Origin of the sequence: Pseudacidovorax intermedius, assembly GCF_003350475.1 — a bacterium.
GTDB classification, from domain to species: Bacteria; Pseudomonadota; Gammaproteobacteria; order Burkholderiales; family Burkholderiaceae_C; genus Xenophilus; species Xenophilus intermedius.
The window spans coordinates 527795-547584 of sequence record NZ_QQAV01000001.1 but is presented as its reverse complement, the minus strand read 5'-3'; the positions used below and the strand labels follow the sequence as shown (position 1 = coordinate 547584).

The following is a 19790-nucleotide window of genomic DNA, read 5'->3' as shown; positions in this document are numbered from 1 at the left end:
TCGAACGAACCGGCGGTGCGCTCAGCGCGCCGAGGTGAACATCACGATCAGCATGGCGATGCCCGCCAGGAAGGCGAGCAGACGCGCCACCCACGGGAACACCAGCCAGGCGCCCAGCACCGCCGTCAGTCGGCCGAGCAGTCCTGGCGTTACCAGACGTCGATCGGCAGGATGACCCGTGGCGGTGATCGGCGCGCCGCAGTTGGGGCAGCTCGGCGCGCGCGGCGACACGCGGCGTCCGCAGTCGGGGCAGTCGATCAGCGCCATGACATCTCCTTGCTCTGCGTTCATCCGTTCGGCGCGCGCGGGCCGATCACGATCTCCACACGCCGGTTCTTCTGCCGGCCTTCGGGGTCGTCCCGGCCATCGGGCCGGGTGTTGGCGGCGATGGGTTCGCGCCGGCCCAGGCCTTCGGTCTCCAGCTTTCGCGTTCCCGTCGCGGCGGCCAGCCGCTCGGCCACGCGCTGCGCGCGACGCAGAGACAGCACGTCGTTGTAGGTGTCGCTGCCGCGCGCATCGGTGTGGCCGCGCACGCGCACGGGTGCATCGGGATAGCCCTGCAGCAGCTCGGCCGCGCGGGCCAGCGCGGGCTCGGCATCCGGCCGCAAGTCGGCCTTGTCGAAGTCGAAGAGCACGTCCGCCGGCAGGTCGACGACGATGGACTTTTGCCGTGTCGGCCGGGCGTTCAGCTCGGTCAGCAAGGTGCGGGTGCGGGCCAGGCGTGCGGGCGGCACCTCCGCCAGACGCAGCGTGGTGTCGGGCGCGGCGGCCTTGCCGAAGGTGGATCCGGCCGCGGCGCGCTGCCAGCTGCTGCCGGTGCCGGCCGGGCGCCATTCGCTGACGGGTGCGCCCACCGCCGGCTGCCAGCGCGTGGGCTCTCCGGCCAGCGACTGGGCGCTGCGCCGCACCTCATAGCCGCCACCCCCTGCGGCCGACGCCGGGGTCGTCTGTGCCATCGCGGCGCAGGCGACGAGCAGTCCGGCCGCGCCGACCACGGCTGCCGCGCGGTTCATCCGCCGGCCTTGAGCGGCAGCACCATCTCCAGGCCGGGGCTGTTGGTGTCGTCCGGAGGACTGCCTTCGTTGATGACGAGCTTGACCTGCCGTGCATCGGCCGGCACGGCGCCCAGAAAGACCAGCCGGCCTTCCATGGTGTCGCCGGTCTTGATCTTGAGGTAGCGGTTGTCCTCGGGCCGCTTGAGCATCAGCTTGTTGCCGGCCTCGTCCTGCAGGTAGGTGTCGCCGGACGCCATCTGCGTCCAGTTGGTGAGCGGGCTGGCGAAGGAGGCGCTGACGTCCAGCACCGTCGCATCGGGCCCCAGTTCCACGCCCTTCACGCGCACGGTGAGGCCGGCGCTGGCCACGCCCTGCACGGTCAGCGGCAACTGGCGTGCGCTGGTGGGCGTGGCGGCGGCGGGCGCCGGAGCGGGCGCGGAAGCGCTGCCCTCGGCGGGCGTCGCCGTTGGTGGCACTGCGGGCGCCGGGCTGGCCATCGGCGTCGCGGCCGGTGCCGGCGTGGGGCTGGATGCTGCCGGTGTGCTGTCGCGGTCGGAGCAGGCGGCCAGCAGGCCCGCCGACAGCGCGAGGGCGGCGAGGGGAAAGGCGTGCGTGGACTTCATCGGATGTTGACGCTGTTGACGTTGGCCGCCGCCCCGGTGCCACCGGGGGCGCAGTCGACGCCCGCCTTCACGTCGCGCGTGTTGCGGCCGGTGACGACGACGGTGCGGCCCTGCAGGGCACGGCTGTCGATGTCGACGCTGTTGATGTTGGCGCCGGCCGTGGCGGCCGTGCCGTCGGCGCAGCGCACCTGCACGTTGCTGGCGGTGTTGCCGGTGACTTCGATGCGGTTGGTACCGGGGCCGGGGCGTTCGATCATGGTGGTGGTGCTTTGGCTGCGGTCGGACACGTCGGCGGCCCAGCCGGCGCCGGCCGCGAGGACGGCGGCGAGCGCGACTGCGATGCGCGGCGCCCGCCAAGGGCTGCGGGCCAGTGCGGCGAAAGGGGCGGAGGGGTTCTGGGTCATGGCGAAGGCCTCGTCACGGGGATGCGCAGGGGCGGTCGATTTCCAACGGTCAGCGCGAGGGCGCGGGCGTGGCCTGCAGCGCCTCCTGCCCCGGAAAGCCGCCGAGCGGCGAGCGGGCCGGGGCGGGGGCAGGCGCGGGCGACGCCGCGGGCGCAGCGGCCTCGGCCGCCCGCAGGGCGCCCAGGCCGGGCGGGCCGGAGAGCTTGGGCCCCGCCGGCCCCAGCGCGGCCGCTGGCGGCGGCGATGCCATGCCCGGCACGGCAGGCGCGCCGGATGCAGCCGCACCGGGCGCCTGCCGCATCTGCGCTTCCAGTTCACTGGCGAAGCGGTCGGCCAGCGCCGTCTCCTCCGCCGCCATCTCCTGGCCCAGGCTGTTGATGGTCTCGGCGGCGCCCTGGGCGTTCTGGCTGCCGGGCAGCGCCAGGCGTTGCGCCAAGCGGGCGTAACCCAGGGCCTTGATGTTGTCCTTGGGCACGCCCTGGCCGTTGCGGTAGAGGTCCGACAGTCGCTGCATGGCCCGCGGATCGCCGCGCACCGCGCCCAGCAGGTACCAGCGGTAGGCCTGACCGATGTCGGAGATGCCGCTGCGGTTGCTCTGGTAGGCATCGCCCAGCAGGGTGAGCAGGGCGGGGTTCTGGGTGCGCAGCGCGTCTTCCTTGAGGCGCGAGATCTCGCTGCCGTAGAGCGGGCCCTGGCAGCCGGGGTTGACCATGCCGCGCTCGATGGCCTGCTGGCACGATTCGACGAAGCGGGCGCCCGCCTCGGCGGCGGCAGAGGGCGCCGTGTTGGCGCCTGCGGGCGTGACCGGGGTCGCGGCCGCCGAGCCGCTGACGACCCCGCCGGCGGCGCCGCTGCTCACGGCTGCGCCATTGCTCACGTTGGCGCCCGGGTTGCCGATCACGGTCTGCGCATGTGCACTTGCGATGCACAGCATGGTGGCCATTGCCACGCTCGCCAGCATCCGTGCCGCAAGCGCGGTCGGACGCTGCACTGGCGCAGAGCCGGGTGCACCGCGCACGCCTGCAGAAGAAGCGCGGTGCAGCTTCATGCGCCCGTCCTCGCCGGTGCGCTCGCCGCGGGCGGCACCGTGCCGGCCGCCGGCGTGACAGTGGCCGGCGAGGGCGCGGCCAGCTGGCCGTCCCACGGCATCGGCACGCCGAAGAACAGCGGCTCGAAGCCCTGCCAGCTCAGCACGTCCACCGTGTCGCCCAGCTGCGGATAGCGGCTGGAATACACGCGGCGCAGTGCCTCCTGCGTGGGCGCATCCAGCTGCTGGTTGATGGCCACGTTCTCGCCGTACTTGCGCAGCGTCACCTGGATCAGGCCGATCTTGACCTGCGGCGTGAGCGCCTCGAAGGACTTGCGCATGTTGTCCACCACCACCGGGTCGGGCGTGCCGCCGGGAATGCAGCGCCAGTAGGGCGTGTTGGTGGCCTTGCCCATCAGCTCCAGCACGCTCAGGTCGACCAGCGTGCGGATGGCCGAGTGCCGGCCCTGCAGGTACTTGCCTTCGAGCTTGAAGCCGAAGGCATCGCCGTAGAAGCCCAGGCTGGCGTTGTCCTCCGAGCTGAAGTTCAGCACCTTGATCACGTTGGACGCCTGCACGCGCGGCACCATCTGCTGGGTGCTGAAGCTCACCAGGTTCAGGTCCAGCGCCAGGGCCGAGAGGATGGCGGTGCGCTTGAAGTCGGCGCCGATGTTGGTCTCGCCCTTGCCCTTGCCGAAGTCCACGCTGGCCGAATTGGAGCGGCCAGCGCCCGACAGCGCGCGGTCGAATTCGGTCAGCGCCCCGGTGATCAGGAAGTCCGGCATGGTCACGCCGAAGCGCGCGCCCAACTGGGCCTGCGAGATCAGGTAGTCGGGGTGGTAGGGCACGTAGACGATGCGCGCACCGATGCGGTTGACGGCGGTGCGGACCATCTCGGTGATGTCGCCCGGAATCTCCGAACCCACCAGCGGGTTGGAGAGGTTGGTCGCATCGAGGATGTTGCGCGTCTGCATGTAGACGACCGGGTCGCCGTCCTTGTAGACGTCGAGCATGGTGCCGAACCGCGTGAGCGCGGCGGCGTACTGGCTCAGGTTGGCGGTGGGCAGGGACTTTGCGGCCTCGCGCTCGGCGAGCAGCTGGTCGGCGTCCTTGAGGGCGTTCTCCGTGGTGGCGCAGCCGGCCACCAGCGCAGCGGCGGCGGCGAGGGTGGCGAGGCGGGCGCTGATCCGGGCGCCGCGGGCGAGTGCGAAGGTCATGTGAGCAGAGGCGTTGTTGTTATCGGTACGCGGTGTGCGGCCCGCGCGGGCCGGGGCGGTGGTGCTGCGTCAGCGGCCGTTGTTGAGCACGGTGATGTTCTCCACCCCCTTGCCGTCGACGAACAGCGTCACGTTGCCGCTCACGTTGCCCTGGATCGTCGGGCTCGCGATGCGCAGCTGGCCGTCGGCCCCTTGCTGGACGTTGCTGTAGTCGGTGCGGATCACCAGGTTGGTCTGGTTGGCCGGCAGCTTGAGCGTGCCGTCGGGCTGCACCAGCGCCTGCTGGTCCACCACCTTGTTCTGCTCCAGCGCCCGGGCCACCCGGGCGCGGGCCGTGACGCCGGGCGTGACGCCGTCGATCAGCTTCACGCCCGCGTCCTTGTTGTCCTTGTAGTTGCCCAGTTGCTCGCTGTAGTTGACGAGCTGGGCCTGCGCCCCGCCGGCCAGCAGCAGGGCAGTGGTGGCGGCGACAAGCCGCCGTGGTGTGCGTGCGCGCATGATGAAGAAGGTCTTCGGAGTGAGGAAATCACATGTTGAGCACCGTCACCGCCGGGCCCACCGTCACGCTGCGGTTGACCACGCCGGTGGAGGGCAGGGTGATCGTCTTGCCGACGCTGGCCGCCCAGGGCGCCCCACCGGTCACGCCGGCCGCGCCCGCCAGCGCGCCGTAGTTGCGCACGCTGGCGGTGGTGGTGCCCATGCCGGCGCGGGCGTTGTTGCCCACGATGGTCACGCTGCCGGTAATGCTGCCGCGGTTGATGACCGAGTTGGCCGTGCCGCCCATGCCGGCCGAGCCCTGGTTGCCGGCGATGGTCACCTTGCCGGACATGGTGCCCGTGTTGACCAGCGAATTGACCGTGCCGCCGTTGGAGGCCGTGCCGCGATTGCCCACGATGGCCACCGCGCCGCTCAGGTTGCCGCGGTTGACCACGCTGTTGACCACGCCGCCGCCGCTGGCCGTGCCCTGGTTGCCGAGGATGGTGATGTTGGCCGCCAGGTTGCCGGTGTTGCGCACGCTGTTGGCCAGGCTGCCGTTGCCGCGCGCGCTGCCCGTGTTGCCGGCGATGTGCACGTTGCCCGTCGCACGGCCGCTGTTGACGAAGGAATTGACGGTGCCGCCGTCCTGCGCGCTGCCCTGGTTGCCCAGGATGGTGATCTGCCCGCCGGCCAGCGTGCCGCTGTTGTCCACGCTGTTGGCCGTGCCCTTGCGTGCCACCTGGCCCTGGTTGCCGCTGATCGTCACGCGGCTGCCGGCCATGCTGCCGCGGTTGCGCACCGTGTTGGCGATGGCGTCGCCCCCATCGGCCTGCACCGTCGCGCGGTTGCCGTCGATGCCGATCTGCGCTCCGCTGATGCGGCCTTCGTTGACCACGCTGTTGGCGGCGGCCACATGGCCGCCCTGGGCCTGCACGCCCTGCGCCTGGTTGCCGCGCAGGCTGACGCTGCTGCCTTCCAATGTCGAGCTCTCGTCCAGCAGCACGCTGTTGGCCGCCGCGAGGGCCTGGTCGCCACGCACTTGGCCGGCCATGTTGTCGGCCAGCGCAAGGCTGCTGCCGCGCAGCTGGCCCAGCACCTGCACCGCGTTGGCATAGGCCTGGCCCACGCCGCCGCTGACGGCCTTGCCGAACAGCGTGCCTTGCTCGCCACTGCTGCGCACGTCGCTGGCCTGGTTGCCGGTCAGCGTGACCGGGCTCGCCTGCACGTCGCCCTGGCCGTTGACGGCCAGCGCGTTGGCGTTCACCCGGCCGCCATCGGCCTGCAACTGGCGCGTCGTGTTGCCGCGCACCGTGAGCGGCGAGGACGCGAGCCGCGCGCCGCCGTCGCCCTCCAGGTACAGGCCGTTGGCAACCAGGATGCCGTTCTTCGCCGAGCCGGCGCCCAGCGCCTGGCCCGAGCCGCCGCCCGCCGTCACGTCGCTGGCCTGGTTGTCGGCCAGCGTCACCGGGCTGCCCGAGAGCTGCGAGTCGCGGTACACGCCCAGGGCGTTGACCAGCGCCGTGCCGCCCGGCGCCCTCACGTTGGACGCGCGGTTGCCCGTCACCTGCAGGGTGGAGCCGCCGTCGGCGCGCGCGTTCTGGTGCAGCACCACGGCATTGACGGCCGCGCGTGCGTTCTGGTCGGTCGAGGCCAGTCCGCCCGCAACGCCGCCCGAGGCGGCGCCGGTGGCGATCTGGCGGGCACTGTTGTCCTGCACCGTGGTGCGGGCCGACAGGCGCGATGCGCCGCCCTCGCCCTTTTCCACGCTCACGGCATTGGCCACCAGCTTGCCGCCGCGCGACGAGAGGCCCGAGGCCTGGTTGCCGAGGATGTCCACCCGGCCCGCGTCCACCTCGGAGCCCAGCACGCCCAGGCTGTTGACCAGCGCCATGGCGTTCTGCTCGCCCGAGGCGATCAGCCCGCCGGCCGCGCTACCCTGGAAGCCGGTGGTGGCGACGTTGTCGGCCTTGTTGTCCTGGATGACCACGCTGGTCGAGCGCGTCGTGGCCTTGTCCAGCCACACGCTGTTGGCGACGGCCGCGCCGCCATTGGCGCGCACGCCGTCGGCCACATTGCCGCTGACCTGGTGCCGGGTGCTGCCTTCCACGCTGCCGCCCTGCACCGAGATGCTGTTGGCCAGCGCCACGGCGGCCATCTGCACATCGGCCAGCGCGCCGCCCAGCACCGAGCCGCTGCCGCCATCGGCATCGACGCGGCTGGCGCGGTTGTTGGCGATCTGGGCGCTGTACTGGCGCAGGGCCGCGCCCTGGTAGTCGGCAAGGTTCAGGCTGTTGGCCAGGGCGCTGCCGCCGGTGGCCGTGATCGATTCGGCCTGGTTGCCCTGCTGCAGCAGCCGCGCGCCTTCGAGGCGGCTGTTGGCGGCCGTGAGCGCATTGGCCGCGGCCACGCCGCTCAGTTGTGCCGAGGCGATCGCGCCCCAGCCCACGCTGGCGCTGCCGCCGCCGGCGCGCACGTCCCGGGCCCGGTTGTCGGTCTGGGTGATCTGCAGGTCGTCCACCGGCGTGCGGGCCAGCGTGCTGCCGTTGGCAATGGCCGCGCCGCCGAGCGAGGCCACGCCTTCGGCGCGGTTGCCCGTGACGTCGGCGCGCAGGCGGCGCAGATCGCTCTCGTCGGCCAGCAGGCCGTTGGCCGTGGCGCGCCCGGGCAGTTGCAGCGAGCCCGCACCGAGTGCCACCGACGCCTTGGCGCCGTGGGCCTCGATGCGGCTCGCCTGGTTGTTCTGGATCTGGATGCGACTGTCGGCCAGCGGCCGGCGGCCCTGGCCGCCCGACAGCAGCACGCTGTTGGCCGAGGCCGCGCCACCGATGGCGCGCACGAAGCCGCTGACCTGGTTCTGCAGCACCGACACCTGCGTGTTGCGCGTGTCGAGCGCGGACAGGCCGATCATGTTGGCCTGCGAGGTGGCAATGAGCTCGGCCGAGCCGGCGATGCCGGCGCCTGCGGTGGCCTTGCCGCCGCCGGCCATCACCTCGCCGGTGGCGCGGTTGCCCGTGTTGCGGGCGCTGCTGCCGCCCTGCAGCGTGGAACCGGGGCGCTCGGTGATCCAGCCCAGTCCGTGCAGCACGCTTTCCTGCGCCTGCACGCCGGTCGTCGCCAGGCCGGCCAGGCCGCCGCACATGAGGGCGAGGGCATGGACGAGGGCGGTGTTCTTCTTTCTCGGGGCCTGGGGCACGGGCACGGTCTCCATCCGGTGTCCGGGACGGCGGGGTGGTCAGCCCTCCTGCCCGGCGGCCGTCCCGGCACACCGAGCGAGGGCCTCCGCTCAGTTGATGTTGACGGAGTTGACGTTGGCGGTGCCGCCGATGGCCTTGATGGTGTCGGCCTCGTTGCCGCTGACAGTGATCTCGCTGTTGCGCACCTTCGAGCCGGTGATGTTCACGGAGTTGACGTTGGCCATGCCGGTCATGCTCACGTTGGCGCCGACCTTCATCACGCCGGCCTCGCCGCCGCCGGCCAGCACGTCGCGGGCCTTGTTGCCGCTGACGGTGATGCGGCTGTTGGTGATCTCGGAACCGGTGGATCCGCTGGCCTTGCCCACGCCCGGGATGGTGACGGCGCCGCTCTGCGCAAAGGCGGGGGCGCACAGACCGGCCATGAGGGCGACGGCACCGGCTGCAACGAATTTCTTCATGGAAAGGACTCCTGTTGGATGCGATGAGAGATGGGTTGAAGCGCGGTCCGCTCGGGACCACGGACCGCAATCTATCGGCGTCCCGGATGTCGCTTTGACATAGATGTAAGTTGCTGTGTTGCTCACATTTTTTTGCGTTTGCTTCCAAATCCCGCGCCGGAGTGTGAGGAATTTCGCGGTCCTGAACGGGTAGGCCAAAACGCAACGGACGCGTCGTCCTCAGCTCCCTCCGAGCCCAGTTGTGCACCAAAGTGGTCAGTTTTTGGGGCCGACGAAGAGGTGGCGAGCCTTAACGGAAGCTAAAGGGTGTTGTCAAACCCGAAGTCGTGCCGCTGAAACGAATTTGCGGTCAGGCTGGACACAGTTTGGAAACAGGCGTTCACAAACCCGGCACGGCCGTAACCGTCCGTCGGCCTTCTCTGGCGTGCGCCGGTCGATCCGGCCCGCACACTGCGGTCGTGTTCCATTGACCTTCAGACCATGTTTTTGAGAAGAACCATGCCCCGGCGCCTGCCGGTGGCGCCGGTTGCCTTACTGGCTGGCGCAGCCCTGCTCCAGGGGTGCGAGCGCACGGCGGCCGGCGGCGACATCCGCTACCCCGACGACGCCGCCATCGCCCAGGCCCTGCGCCAGAACTTCGGCGAGGACCCGGACAACGCCAAGGCCCGGGAACTGATCCAGACCCTGGGCGGGGCAGAGGGCCAGCTCGACTACCAGGTGCGCCGGGTGATCTGGCGCCAGGGCAGCTTCGAGGTGCATTACGACGCGAGCCTGCGCATGTCCCAGGGTGGCGAGCAGAGCCTGCAGCGCCTGTACGCCACCATGATCCCCAAGGAGGAAGCCGCAAAGTTGCCCGACCAGAGCCTCAAGGCGCAGGAGGACTGGCTCAACGCCCAGGCCGACGCGCTGGCGCGCAGCGATGCCGCGCAGGGCCAGTCGCTCAAGGCCAGCCTGGAGAACCTGGGCCGCTGTTACCGCCAGGCCAAGGCGGGCGACACCGTGCCGTTGATGGAAGGCCTGCATGCGCTGCTGTCACCCGCGCGCGAAGGCCTGTATGCGGAGCGCCTGCAGGCGCCCGGCGTGCAGCTCAAGTGCCTGCCGCTTTGACCTTCGAAGCCGGCGCGGGGTACGCCTGAGCCACGCAGTTCCTGCAGATGCAGGCCAGCCCCTGCGCCTCGGCCGGCACCTGGGCCCGCAGCGCAACCGGAACGGCCACGGTCATGCACCAGCAGTCGGTGCACGGTTCGCCGCTGCAACGGGCCGCCTCGGCGCCACAGGCATTGGGCTGGCCGCACAAGGGGCAGCGGTCGGGGGGTGTCACGGCGTGCGACACGTCAGCTCTCGACCACGCTGCGCGCCGCCCGCATCGGATGACATCGGCGCGACAGCAAAGATCGAAGGGCCGCGGAGCAGGCCACGCCAGGGCACCCGCGGAACTGGCTCGGCCAGGCCGCTGGGTGCGCCCACCTCCAAGCCGAAGGCGCAAGTGAGGGGGGAGCCACGAAGCGGCATGGGGGGCGCTTCTTCACTTCACGCATAGAGGGGTTCCTCGGCCATGGCCTCGCACTGGTCCTGCAGCATCTGGATCTGGCCCTTCCAGTAGTCGCTGCTGCCGAACCAGGGGAAGTTGATCGGGAAGATCGGGTCCTCCCAGCGCCGCGCCAGCCAGGCGCTGTAGTGCAGCAGGCGCAGCGTGCGCAGCGGCTCGATCAGCGCCAGTTCGCGGCGGTCGAACTCGCGCATCTGCTCGTAGCCGTCGAGCAGGCCCGACAGCTGCGCCGTGCGCTGCGCGCGGTCGCCGGAGAGCAGCATCCACAGGTCCTGCACGGCCAGGCCGGTGCGGGCATCGTCCAGGTCCACGAAGTGCGGGCCGCCGCCGGGTCGGTCGGTGGGCGTCCAGAGGATGTTGCCGGGATGGCAGTCGCCATGCACGCGCAGCCAGCGCAGCTCGCCCGCCGGCTTCGTCGTGTCCAGGGCGGTGGCGCCGATCATCGCCAGCGCCTCGTTGCAGGCGGCTTCCCATTCCTTCTGCACGTCCAGCGGGATCATCTCGTGCGCCAGCAGCCAGTCGCGCGAGGCCGTGCCGAAGCTGGCCAGGTCGAGCGCGGGCCGCTCGGCAAAGGGCTTCTTGCGGCCCACGGCGTGGATGCGCGCCAGGAAGCGGCCCACCCATTCCAGCACCTCGAAGTCGTCCAGCTCGGGCGCGCGTCCGCCGCGCGAGGGACTCACTGCGAAGGCGAAGCCGCCGTGGTGGTGCAGCGTGCGGCCTTCCAGCGCCAGCGGCGCGACGACGGGGATGTCGTCCGCGGCCAGCTCGGTGGCGAAGTCGTGCTCCTCCTGGATCTGCGCATCGCTCCAGCGGCCGGGCCGGTAGAACTTGACGACCACGTTCGAGCGGTCTTCCAGGCCCACCTGGTAGACCCGGTTCTCGTAGGAGTTGAGCGTCAGCAGCCGGCCGTCGCCATACAGGCCGACGCTGGCCAGGGCGTCGAGCACCGCGTCCGGCGTGAGGGATTCGTAGGGATGGGCCGCGGCCGGGGTGTCAGACATCGGGGCATTGTCGGCGCCGTGGAAGCGGCTGCATCGGACTTGTGCCGGCCGACGCTCGAAGCAGGCAGCGTCGACGCGCCGCCCAGGCCGTTGCGGCGCGAACTCCGCGTGTGGCCGGCTGCGCCCCGCGGCCCTCGGTGATGCTCAGGGCGCGAGCGACACCACATGCGCCGCGCGCGGATCGCCGCGGCCGTGCATCACCGTGGGCCACAGCGTCTGCAGCGCCGCGCCGCCGCGGTGCTGCTCGACCTGCAGCCAGGGCGCATCGGCCTGCGTTGCGCGGCCGGTGAAGGCCTGCCAGCCCTGCGCGAGCTTCTGGCCGAAGGCCTCGGCGCCCCACTCGCCGGTGCGCTTCTTGATCTGCGTCGGCGCGAAGAAGAAGGTGGCGCGGGGCCCGGGCAGCGTCTTGGCCGTGCCTTCGGGCGCACGCTGGTCCACATGCGTGTTGCCGATCACCATGCTGTAGCGCAGCTGCCCGAAGCGTTCGTGGATGGCGCGGCGCAGCTCGCCGTTGCCGGCAAAGTCCACGTAGACGCAGGGCGCGTCGGCGGCGAGGCGGTCCAGCTCGCCATAGGCCAGCACCTCGTCGTAGCAGCCAAGGCCCTCGCAGAAGGCGCGGTTGCCCTCGGAGGTGAGGCCGACCACGCGCACGTCGGGCCGCTGCGCCAGCTGGAAGGCGGTGCCGTAGGCGGTCTTGCTCGATGCGCTCGAGAGCAGCACCGTGGCCCGGTCGCCCTCGCCCGCACCGAAGAAGGCGTTGTCGCCCAGGAAGTCGTCGATCAGCCACGAGGTGATGAACAGCGGCCGCAGCAGGGCCTGGATGTCCTCGGTGTCGGCGGTGTAGAGCGGATCGCTGGCGCAGCGGAAGTACTGGTTGTAGACCGCCGGCAGCTCGGCCCGGTGCGCCGCCATGTCGGTGAAGCGCTCCGGCGACAGCCGTCCGGGCGTCAGCACCACCTTGGATGAGGTGGGAAAGAAGCCGTACACCCGCTCGCCCACCGCCACGCCGGGATGCGTGGACTGCAGCACCCGCGCGAAGCCCCAGACCGGCACGAAGCGCCAGCCCTCGTCCCCGGTGGGAAAGAAGCGCCAGTAGCCCATCGCATCGCCGAAGGCGGCATAGGTCACGTTGTTGGCCGTCAGCGCGAAGCGGTCGATGCCCAGGCGCACCTGGCCGGGTTCGAGCGGGGCGTCCTCGCGCTCGCGCAGGTGCGTCTGGCCGAGGTCGGTGGGATGGACGAGGAAGTCGGTGGTGGGCATGGGCAGGTCTGCGGCGGGGGACTGCGCACCTTAGCGGCTGCGCGGCCGGCCCGCGACGGGACAAGCCTGGACGCCGTCGCCTGGGTGACGCAGCTGCGGCGGGCGTGCGCCGCCAGTGCCCGCGCGAAGGATTCAGTCCCGCGGTGCGAAGCGGTCGCCCGGTGTCAGCGGCACATGCCGGTAGCTCGCCGGTGTACGGTCCAGCTTGATGGGCGAGCCCAGCCCGCGCCAGCCGCCTTCCATCTCCACCACCATGCCGCGGTGCGCCGTGTGCGGATGCCGAAGCGCGGCTTCCACATCCAGCACCGGGGCGGCGGGTACGCCGGCGGCCATCAGGTCCTCGACCAAGGCACGGCCGTCCAGGGCGGCCATCCGCGCCTCCAGCGCCGCCTTGAGCGCATCGCGGTTCGCCGAGCGGGCGCCGGCAGTGGCGTAGTCGGCATCGGCTGCAAGTTCGGGCATCCCGATCACGCGACAGAAGGCGGCGAACTGCCGGTCGTTGCCCACCGCGACGAACACCGGGTCGGTGCCGGTGCGCAGCGCGTCGTAGGGATAGATGTTGGGATGCGCGTTGCCCGTGCGCCGGGGCGTGCGTCCGTCCATGAACCAGTTGGCCGCATGCGGGTGCAGCAGTGCCAGGCCGCTGTCGTACAGCGCCGCCTCCACCAGCTGGCCGCGGCCGCTGCGTTCGCGCTCCTGCAGCGCCATCAGCACGCCCAGCGCGGCATTCATGCCGGTCACCATGTCCACCACCGGCAGGCCCACGCGCAGCGGGCCGCCGTCGGCCTCGCCGTTGATGCTCATGATGCCGGTCATGGCCTGCACCGCGGCGTCGTAGCCGGGCAGCGCACCCAGCGGGCCGTCGCTGCCGAAGCCGGTGACGCGGCACCACACCAGGCGCGGAAAGCGCCGCGACAGTTCGGCCTGGCCGATGCCCCAGCGTTCCATGGTGCCGGTCTTGAAGTTCTCGATCAGCACGTCGGCCTCTGCGACCAGGGCCAGCAGCCGCTCGCGGTGCTCGGCCGTGGTCAAGTCCAGGTGCTGGATGCGCTTGTTGCGGTTGAGGCCGTGGTAGTACGAGGCCACGCCATCGCGAAAGGGCGGGCCCCAGGTGCGGGTGTCGTCGCCGCCGGGCGGCTCGACCTTGAGCACGTCGGCGCCATGGTCGCCCAGGATCTGGCCGCAGTAGGGGCCGCCCAGGATGCGCGACAGGTCGAGCACGCGGATGCCGGCCAGCGCGCCGGCTTGGGAAGGCAGATGCATAAGAGCGCTGGATGCCTCAGTCGAGTTGCGCGCCGGACTGCGCGACCACGCCCTTCCACTTGGCCGTCTCCGCGGCGATGAAGCGGGCCAGTTGCTGCGGCGAGGTATCGGGCGCGGGCTCCAGGCCCTGCGCGTCGAAGGACTGCTTGACCTTGGGCGAGGCCAGCACCTCCGCGAACTGCCGGTTGAGCAGTGCGATGCGATCGGCCGGCGTGCCGGACGGCGCCACGATGCCGAAGAACACGCTGACGTCGTAGCCCTTGTAGCCCTGCTCGGCGATGGTCGGCACCTCGGGCAGCGCGCGCGAGCGCGTGGCCGTGGCCACACCCAGCGCGCGCAGCTTGCCGGCCTTGATGTAGGGCAGGGCGGTGAGGATGTCAGTGAAGGTCATGCTCACCTGCCCGCCCAGCAGGTCGTTGAGGGCCGGGCCGGTGCCCTTGTAGGGCACATGCAGGATCTCGGTGCCCGCCATGCTGTTGAACAGCACGCCTGCCAGGTGCGAGGAGGCGCCGTTGCCCGACGAGGCATAGCTCAGCTTGTTGGGGTTGGCCTTGGCGTAGGCCACCAGTTCCTTCACGTCCTTGGCCGGCAGCGCGGGGTTGACCACCAGGATGTTGGGCAGGTGCCCCACCTGGATGACGGGCGCGAAGCTCTTGACGGGGTCGTAGCCGATCCGGCGGTACAGGCTCACGTTGATGGCCAGCGGGCCCGAGGTGCCGAACATCAGCGTCTGACCGTCGGCCTCGGCCCGCGCCACGTACTCGGCGCCGATGTTGCCGCCGGCGCCGGCGCGATTCTCGACCACCATGGGCTGCCCCAGGCGGGTGCTCATCTCGGCAGCCAGCGTGCGGGCCATGGCGTCGGTCGGGCCGCCGGGCGGAAAAGGCACGACGAGCATCACGGGCTTGGACGGAAAGGGCGCCTGCGCGAAGGCGCGTGGCAGGAAGGCGGCGGCGGTGGCGGCCAGCGCGAAGTGGCGGCGGCGAAGAAGGGTTGGGGTCATGGGTGTCTCCGTGTCGTTGTGGGTGTCGGCTGCACGTCAGGCGGGTATCTGCAGGTCCGCGGTGGGCGCCGTGGCCGGCGTCGTCTGCCAGTGGGCAGGCAGTGCATCGGCCGCCAGCGGGTCGCGCGGCAGCACGCGGTGCAGCAGCGCCAGCTGCGCCCAGCGCAGCCGGTCTGCCGAGCCGGTGCGCACCGACTCCCAGGCCATGGCGGTGGCACTGGTGCAGTGGTAGAGGGCCGAGGCCGCCTGCCGCGCCAGCACGTCGCCGCCGTCCTGCGTGGCGGTCTCGGCGAGTGCGCAGGCGCGGTCCATGGTCTGGCGCAGCGCCTGCACGAAGGCGGGCGCGAGCGCGTGCCCGGCCTCGGCCAGCAATCCGGCGACATGGGCGCGCAGCACCGGCAACGAGCCTTCGCGGCGGATGGCGCGCAGCACGTCCAGCGCCACGATGTTGCTGGTGCCTTCCCAGATCGAGCCCAGGTGCGCGTCGCGCACCAGGCGCGGATCGCTCCATTCCTCGATATAGCCGCAGCCGCCACGCACCTCCATGGCGTCACCGGTCACCTTCCTCGCATCGCGGCAGGCGCGGAACTTGATGAGCGGCGTGAGGATGCGCAGCAGCGCATAGGCCTGCGCATCGCCGCCGTCAGAGCGCTCCAGCGTGCGCGCCGTCTGGAAGACCATCGTGCGGGCCTGCTCGGCCGGCACGCGCAGCTTGTCCAGTTGGCGCTGCATCAGCGGCATCTGCGCCAGCGTGCGGCCGAAGGCGCGGCGCTCGCGGCCGATGAACTCGGCCTCGGCCACCGCACGGCGCATCAGGCCGGCGGCGCGCACGCCGTTGGACAGGCGCGAGTTGTTCACCATGTCGGCCATCTGCACGAAGCCGCGGCCGGCCTCGCCCACCAGGTGCGCGATGGCGCCGTCGAGCCGGATCTCGCCGCTGGCCATGGAGCGCGTGCCCAGCTTGTTCTTGAGCCGCACGATGCGATAGTGGTTGAGCGCGCCGTCCGCCAGCCGCCGCGGCAGCAGAAAGAGCGACACGCCCTTCATGCCGGCCGGCGCGCCATCGGCGCGGGCCAGCACCATGGCGAAGTCGGCGTCGGGGTTGGAGCAGAACCACTTGTCGCCCGACAGCCGCCATTGGCCGGCCTCGTCCTGCCAGGCGCGCGTTTCGGTGGCGGCGATGTCGGAGCCGGCGGCCTGCTCGGTCATGAACATGGCGCCCTGGGCCAGTTCGTCGAAGTCCAGCGAGGTGAGCCGCGGCAGGAAGCGCGCCACCAGCTCGGGGCTGCCGAACTTGCGCAGCGTGCGGGTGAGCGAGTCGGTCATCGAGACCGGGCAGCACAGCCCGAACTCGGCCTGAACGAAGAGAAAGGTCAGCGCGTACTTGACCGCGGGCGGCATCTTGCCGCGCCAGCCCAGCGTCTCCTCGCGGTGCGACATGGCGCCCAGGCCGAATTCGGCCAGCGCCAGGCGCTCCATCTCCACATAGGCCGGATGCTTGACGATGCGCTGCTCGTCCTGACCGGTGCGGCTGCGCAGGCTCAGGGTGGGCGGGTTCTGGTCGGCGGTGGCGGCCAGCGTGTCCAGCGGGCCGCCGGCCAGGGCGCCCAGCCGGTGCAGGTGCGGCTGCAGGTGGGCCAGCAGCGGCGCGGGCAGGTACAGCGCCAGCAGGCGTTGCAGCTCGGCATCGGTGGTGTAGAGGTTCTGGCCGTGGCGGTCGGGAATGGCGGCGGCGGCCGCGGGCGGGCGGGTGTCGGGCATGTCGCGTGTCTCCGGGGTTGTGCCTGTCGCGCGGCGGCCGCGAGGAGGCTGTCCCCGCATTGTTGGAAGCCGATCCATGCAGGTCTAATATCGTTTGACACATGTTCCATTCGAAGGAGCTATCGATGGACCTGCGGCAACTGCGCTATTTCGCCGTGCTGGCCGAGGAGCTGCACTTCGGCCGCGCTGCGCAGCGGCTGGCCATCTCGCAGCCCCCGCTGTCAGTGGCCATCCGCCAGCTGGAGGCCCGCCTTGGCGCGCGCCTCTTCGAGCGCACCAGCAAGGCCGTGCGCCTGACGTCGGCCGGCCTGGCGCTGCGGGCCTCGGCCGCCCGGCTGCTGGCCCAGGCCGCCGAGGCGGCGCAGGAAGTGCGCGACGTGGCCGAGGGCTCGGCGGGCCGGCTGCGGGTGGGCTTCGTCGGCGCCATGCTCTACCGCGGGCTGCCGCAGGCGCTGCGGCGCTTCCAGGCGGCGCATCCGCGGGTGCGGCTCAGCCTGACCGAACTCAACTCGGCCGAGCAGACGGCGCATCTGCAGCACGACCAGCTGGACCTGGGCTTCATCCACACCAGCCGCATTCCCGACGAGCTGGCGCAGCGGCTCCTGGTGCGCGAGCCCTTCGTCTGCTGCCTGCCCAGCGGCCATGCGCTGGCACGCCGGCGCGAGGTGGCGCTGTCGGCCCTGCGCGACCACACGCTGGTGCTCTTCTCGCGCGAGGCTTCGCCCGACTACCACGGGCGCATCCTGGACCTGTGCGTGGCCGCCGGCTTCGTGCCCCAGGTGCGGCACGAGGTGCGCCACTGGCTGGCCGTGCTGGCGCTGGTGGCCGAAGGCCTGGGCGTGGGGCTGGTGCCGGCGGCGATGCAGCGCGCCGGGTTGCGCGGCGTGGTCTTCCGCCCGTTGACCGAGGCCTCAGGCCAGTCCGAGGCCCACGCCATCTGGCGCCGCGGCCCGCCGCATGTGCATGCGCAGCGGCTGTTGGCGTTGATGGAGGCACCTGCGTCGTAGGCATCCTGACGTGCCGAGCGACCGCGCAAAAAAACGCCACCCGAAGGTGGCGTCTCTCATCGCAAGGCGAGTGCGTCGATCAGGCGATCGACAGCTCCACGTCGACGTTGCCGCGGGTAGCGTTGGAGTAGGGGCACACCTCGTGGGCGGCGTCGACCAGCTTCTTCTTCTGCTCGTCGTCCAGGCCCGGCAGCGTGATGGCCAGCTTGGCGGCGATGCCGTAGGCGGCGCCGCCCTTGATCGGGCCCAGGGAGACGCTGGCGTCGATGCTCACGTCATCGGGCACCTTCACGCCGACCTTGGGGCCGACGGCCTTCATGGCGCCGATGAAGCAGGCGGAATAGCCGGCCGCGAACAGCTGCTCGGGGTTGGTGCCGGGCTTGCCGGAGCCGGGGGAGCTCAGCGTCACGTCCAGGGCGCCGTCGCTGGTCTTGCTGGCACCGTCGCGGCCACCGGTGGTGTGGGCTTGGGCGGTGTAGAGCACTTTTTCGAGCTTGTGGGTCATGGTCTTTCTCCTGGGTTGGGTGGGAAAACGAAAGGGAGGCAAGGAACGATCAGGCGGCGGACACGCGGTCGCGCAGCGCCTGCAATTGCCGGGTGAGCTGCGACAGCTCCTCCAGCGAACACTGGCTGGCGGCCAGCAGGCACTGCGGCACCTGCACGGCCCGGGCCCGCAGCGCCCGGCCCTCGGCCGTCAGGCGGATCAGCACGCGCCGCTCGTCGGCCACGTCGCGCATGCGGGTGAGATACCCGGTCGCTTCGAGGCGCTTGAGCAAGGGGGTGAGCGTGCCGGAGTCCAGTGACAGCCGGGTACCGAGGTCCGACACGATGACGCCATCCGCCTCCCACAATGCCAGCATCACGAGGTACTGCGGGTAGGTCAACGCCAACTCGTCGAGCAGCGGCTTGTAGAGCCGGGTCATGGACAGCGACGCCGAATACAACGCGAAGCACAGCTGGTTGTCCAGACTGAGCAGTTCGGCGGTGGTGGGCGTCTTGGGCATGGGGTGGATTGTGCGTGCAATTAAATTGCACGCAAAACAATTGCGTACAAGACCATGCGCGGGACAGGGGCGTCTCCTGTCCTTCTCGCGCTGTCAGCGGCCCGTGAATCGCGCCGGTCGGCGCTCGACAAAGGCGCGCACGCCCTCCGCCGCGTCTTCGGTGGTCTGCAGGCGCTGCTGCACCGGGCCGAAGTCGGCCACGGCCGCGGCCTGGCCCAGCTCGATCGCCTTGAGCACGTTCAGGCGCGTGGCGACCACCGCCTGCGGCGCCTGCGCCGCGATGCGGCGGGCGATGCCGACCGCGGCGTCCAGCACCTCGGCCGCCGGCACCACCTTCTGCACGAAGTTGCAGCGGTAGGCCTCGGCGGCATCGAACTCATCGGCGGTGAGCAGATGCAGCATGGCGTTCCCCACGCCGGCGCGCTCGGGCATGCGGAGCGTGGCGCCGCCGGTGGGCAGGATGCAGCGCTGCACTTCCATCTGCGAGAAGCGGCAGTCGTCGCCCGCCACCGTGATGTCGGCGCCCAGCATCAGCTCGATGCCCACCGTGTAGCAGATGCCCTTGACGGCCGCGACCATGGGCTTGGTACGGCGGCGGTAGCCGGGCAGGCCGAAGTCGTGCGGCTCGACCAGGCCCATGGGCGCGAGCTTCTCGCCGCGGCGCAGGTGCTCCACCACCTGCGGCAGATCGAGCCCGGCGGTGAAGTGGTCGCCGAAGGCATGCAGCACGCCCACGCGCAGTTCGGGCTCGTCGTCCAGCCGGGTGTAGGCCTCGGCCAGCTCGCGGAACATGCGCGGCGTCCAGCCGTTGCGCTTGGCCGGGCGGTTGATGCCGATCAGCAGGATGTGCGTGTCGACGACTTCGCAGCTGATGCAACCTTCGGGCGGAGGGGCGGGGGTCTGGATGTCCATGGTGGGCGCGTTTCGAGGGGTTGGTCTGTCTCCAGCCGCGAAACATAGGGCATCTGCGCGCGCATCGGGGTCGCGTAGACGACGGTCCTTGCACAGACGCGGACCGCTTCGATCCGTGGATGCCCAGAGCCCGCGCGTTCCGCCATGCGCATCCCCTAGACTGCCCGTCCGCCATGCCTCTGACCATCGACCCCCGCGACATCGAGTTCACCGCCGTCCGCGCCCAGGGGCCGGGCGGGCAGAACGTCAACAAGGTGTCCAGTGCGGTCCACCTGCGTTTCGACATCCGCCGCTCTTCTCTGCCCGAGGCGGTCAAGGAGCGGCTGCTCCAACGTCAGGACCAGCGCATCACCAAGGACGGGGTGATCGTCATCAAGGCCCAGTCCTCCCGCAGCCGGGACCAGAACAAGGCCGAGGCTCTGGGCCGGCTGGAGGAGATCGTCGCCGCCGCTGCCATTCAGCGCAGGTCGCGACGGGCGACCAAGCCGACCTTCGCGTCCACCCAGCGTCGGCTCGCATCGAAGGCCCTGCGCGCAACGATCAAGTCGGGCCGCGGCAAAGGCGCTTCGCGCCTCGATGCCTCCTGAGCTCGGCTTTGGGGGAGGCGTGCGCAAGAGGCTGGCAGACCGCGCCGC

General features: G+C 71.1%; 21 protein-coding genes. 3 read left to right on the top strand and 18 right to left on the bottom strand.

The features are described from left to right. Positions 1-21 precede the first annotated feature (21 nt). The 9 genes from DFR41_RS02370 to DFR41_RS02330 form a co-directional block, all read right to left on the bottom strand. A complete protein-coding gene (locus DFR41_RS02370) occupies positions 22-267 on the bottom strand; it encodes a zinc ribbon domain-containing protein (RefSeq protein WP_114801558.1) in 246 nt (81 codons plus the stop codon). A gap of 20 nt (positions 268-287) precedes the next feature. Continuing rightward, positions 288-1013: an OmpA family protein gene (locus DFR41_RS02365; RefSeq protein ID WP_114801557.1), complete on the bottom strand. Its 726-nt coding sequence runs from the start codon at positions 1011-1013 to the stop codon at positions 288-290. Next, positions 1010-1618: a hypothetical protein gene (locus DFR41_RS02360; protein ID WP_114801556.1), complete on the bottom strand. Its 609-nt coding sequence runs from the start codon at positions 1616-1618 to the stop codon at positions 1010-1012. The genes DFR41_RS02365 and DFR41_RS02360 overlap by 4 nt, the downstream gene beginning before the upstream one ends. After that, a complete protein-coding gene (locus DFR41_RS02355; protein WP_114801555.1) occupies positions 1615-2022 on the bottom strand; it encodes a hypothetical protein in 408 nt (135 codons plus the stop codon). The genes DFR41_RS02360 and DFR41_RS02355 overlap by 4 nt, the downstream gene beginning before the upstream one ends. 49 nt (positions 2023-2071) lie before the next feature. Then, on the bottom strand, positions 2072-3070 hold the full coding sequence (locus DFR41_RS02350; RefSeq protein WP_147284308.1) for a tetratricopeptide repeat protein: 999 nt from the start codon (positions 3068-3070) through the stop codon (positions 2072-2074). Continuing rightward, entirely contained in the window at positions 3067-4266 is a 1200-nt protein-coding gene (locus DFR41_RS02345; protein ID WP_017761838.1) for a hypothetical protein, read from the bottom strand. The genes DFR41_RS02350 and DFR41_RS02345 overlap by 4 nt, the downstream gene beginning before the upstream one ends. Positions 4267-4335: 69 nt before the next feature. Then, positions 4336-4764: a hypothetical protein gene (locus DFR41_RS02340; RefSeq protein ID WP_211322539.1), complete on the bottom strand. Its 429-nt coding sequence runs from the start codon at positions 4762-4764 to the stop codon at positions 4336-4338. Positions 4765-4792: 28 nt separating this feature from the next. Next, entirely contained in the window at positions 4793-7951 is a 3159-nt protein-coding gene (locus DFR41_RS02335; protein ID WP_114801553.1) for a beta strand repeat-containing protein, read from the bottom strand. Positions 7952-8026: 75 nt separating this feature from the next. Next, a complete protein-coding gene (locus DFR41_RS02330; protein ID WP_017757875.1) occupies positions 8027-8395 on the bottom strand; it encodes a hypothetical protein in 369 nt (122 codons plus the stop codon). Positions 8396-8893: 498 nt separating this feature from the next. Here DFR41_RS02330 and DFR41_RS02325 point away from each other — a divergent pair, with 498 nt between their 5' ends. Beyond that, positions 8894-9502: a hypothetical protein gene (locus DFR41_RS02325; protein WP_017757876.1), complete on the top strand. Its 609-nt coding sequence runs from the start codon at positions 8894-8896 to the stop codon at positions 9500-9502. On the opposite strand, the gene DFR41_RS02320 is transcribed toward DFR41_RS02325, so the two are convergent. The 6 genes from DFR41_RS02320 to DFR41_RS02295 all read right to left on the bottom strand — a co-directional run bounded on the left by DFR41_RS02320 (position 9483) and on the right by DFR41_RS02295 (position 16232). Next, complete coding sequence (locus DFR41_RS02320; RefSeq protein ID WP_114802156.1) at positions 9483-9716, bottom strand: cysteine-rich CWC family protein; 234 nt, start codon at positions 9714-9716, stop codon at positions 9483-9485. The genes DFR41_RS02325 and DFR41_RS02320 overlap by 20 nt on opposite strands. Before the next feature lie 209 nt (positions 9717-9925). Next, positions 9926-10945, bottom strand: coding sequence for a serine/threonine protein kinase (locus tag DFR41_RS02315; protein WP_017761194.1), 1020 nt, complete (start codon positions 10943-10945; stop codon positions 9926-9928). A gap of 144 nt (positions 10946-11089) precedes the next feature. Continuing rightward, positions 11090-12205 (bottom strand): DUF2855 family protein, encoded by a 1116-nt coding sequence (locus DFR41_RS02310; protein WP_114801552.1) that lies wholly within the window; start codon positions 12203-12205, stop codon positions 11090-11092. A 132-nt stretch (positions 12206-12337) separates the two neighbouring features. Further along, positions 12338-13468 (bottom strand): CaiB/BaiF CoA transferase family protein, encoded by a 1131-nt coding sequence (locus DFR41_RS02305; RefSeq protein WP_114801551.1) that lies wholly within the window; start codon positions 13466-13468, stop codon positions 12338-12340. Between the two features lie 16 nt (positions 13469-13484). Further along, on the bottom strand, positions 13485-14471 hold the full coding sequence (locus tag DFR41_RS02300) for a Bug family tripartite tricarboxylate transporter substrate binding protein (protein WP_114801550.1): 987 nt from the start codon (positions 14469-14471) through the stop codon (positions 13485-13487). A gap of 36 nt (positions 14472-14507) precedes the next feature. Further along, positions 14508-16232 carry an acyl-CoA dehydrogenase family protein gene (locus DFR41_RS02295; RefSeq protein WP_114801549.1) on the bottom strand — a complete coding sequence of 575 codons (1725 nt, stop codon included), beginning with the start codon at positions 16230-16232 and terminating at the stop codon, positions 14508-14510. 125 nt (positions 16233-16357) lie between these two features. Between DFR41_RS02295 and DFR41_RS02290 the strand changes: the two genes are divergently transcribed. After that, positions 16358-17239, top strand: coding sequence for a LysR family transcriptional regulator (locus DFR41_RS02290; protein WP_114801548.1), 882 nt, complete (start codon positions 16358-16360; stop codon positions 17237-17239). 79 nt (positions 17240-17318) lie between these two features. Here DFR41_RS02290 and DFR41_RS02285 read toward each other — a convergent pair whose 3' ends face one another. The 3 genes from DFR41_RS02285 to DFR41_RS02275 form a co-directional block, all read right to left on the bottom strand. After that, positions 17319-17744 carry an organic hydroperoxide resistance protein gene (locus DFR41_RS02285; protein ID WP_114801547.1) on the bottom strand — a complete coding sequence of 142 codons (426 nt, stop codon included), beginning with the start codon at positions 17742-17744 and terminating at the stop codon, positions 17319-17321. Between the two features lie 49 nt (positions 17745-17793). Continuing rightward, positions 17794-18243: a MarR family winged helix-turn-helix transcriptional regulator gene (locus DFR41_RS02280; RefSeq protein ID WP_114801546.1), complete on the bottom strand. Its 450-nt coding sequence runs from the start codon at positions 18241-18243 to the stop codon at positions 17794-17796. Between the two features lie 93 nt (positions 18244-18336). Then, positions 18337-19155, bottom strand: a complete 819-nt coding sequence (locus DFR41_RS02275; RefSeq protein ID WP_114801545.1) for a crotonase/enoyl-CoA hydratase family protein — start codon at positions 19153-19155, stop codon at positions 18337-18339. Between the two features lie 173 nt (positions 19156-19328). On the opposite strand from DFR41_RS02275, the gene arfB reads away from it, so the two are divergent. Further along, complete coding sequence (arfB, locus tag DFR41_RS02270; protein ID WP_017757362.1) at positions 19329-19742, top strand: alternative ribosome rescue aminoacyl-tRNA hydrolase ArfB; 414 nt, start codon at positions 19329-19331, stop codon at positions 19740-19742. Positions 19743-19790 lie beyond the last annotated feature (48 nt).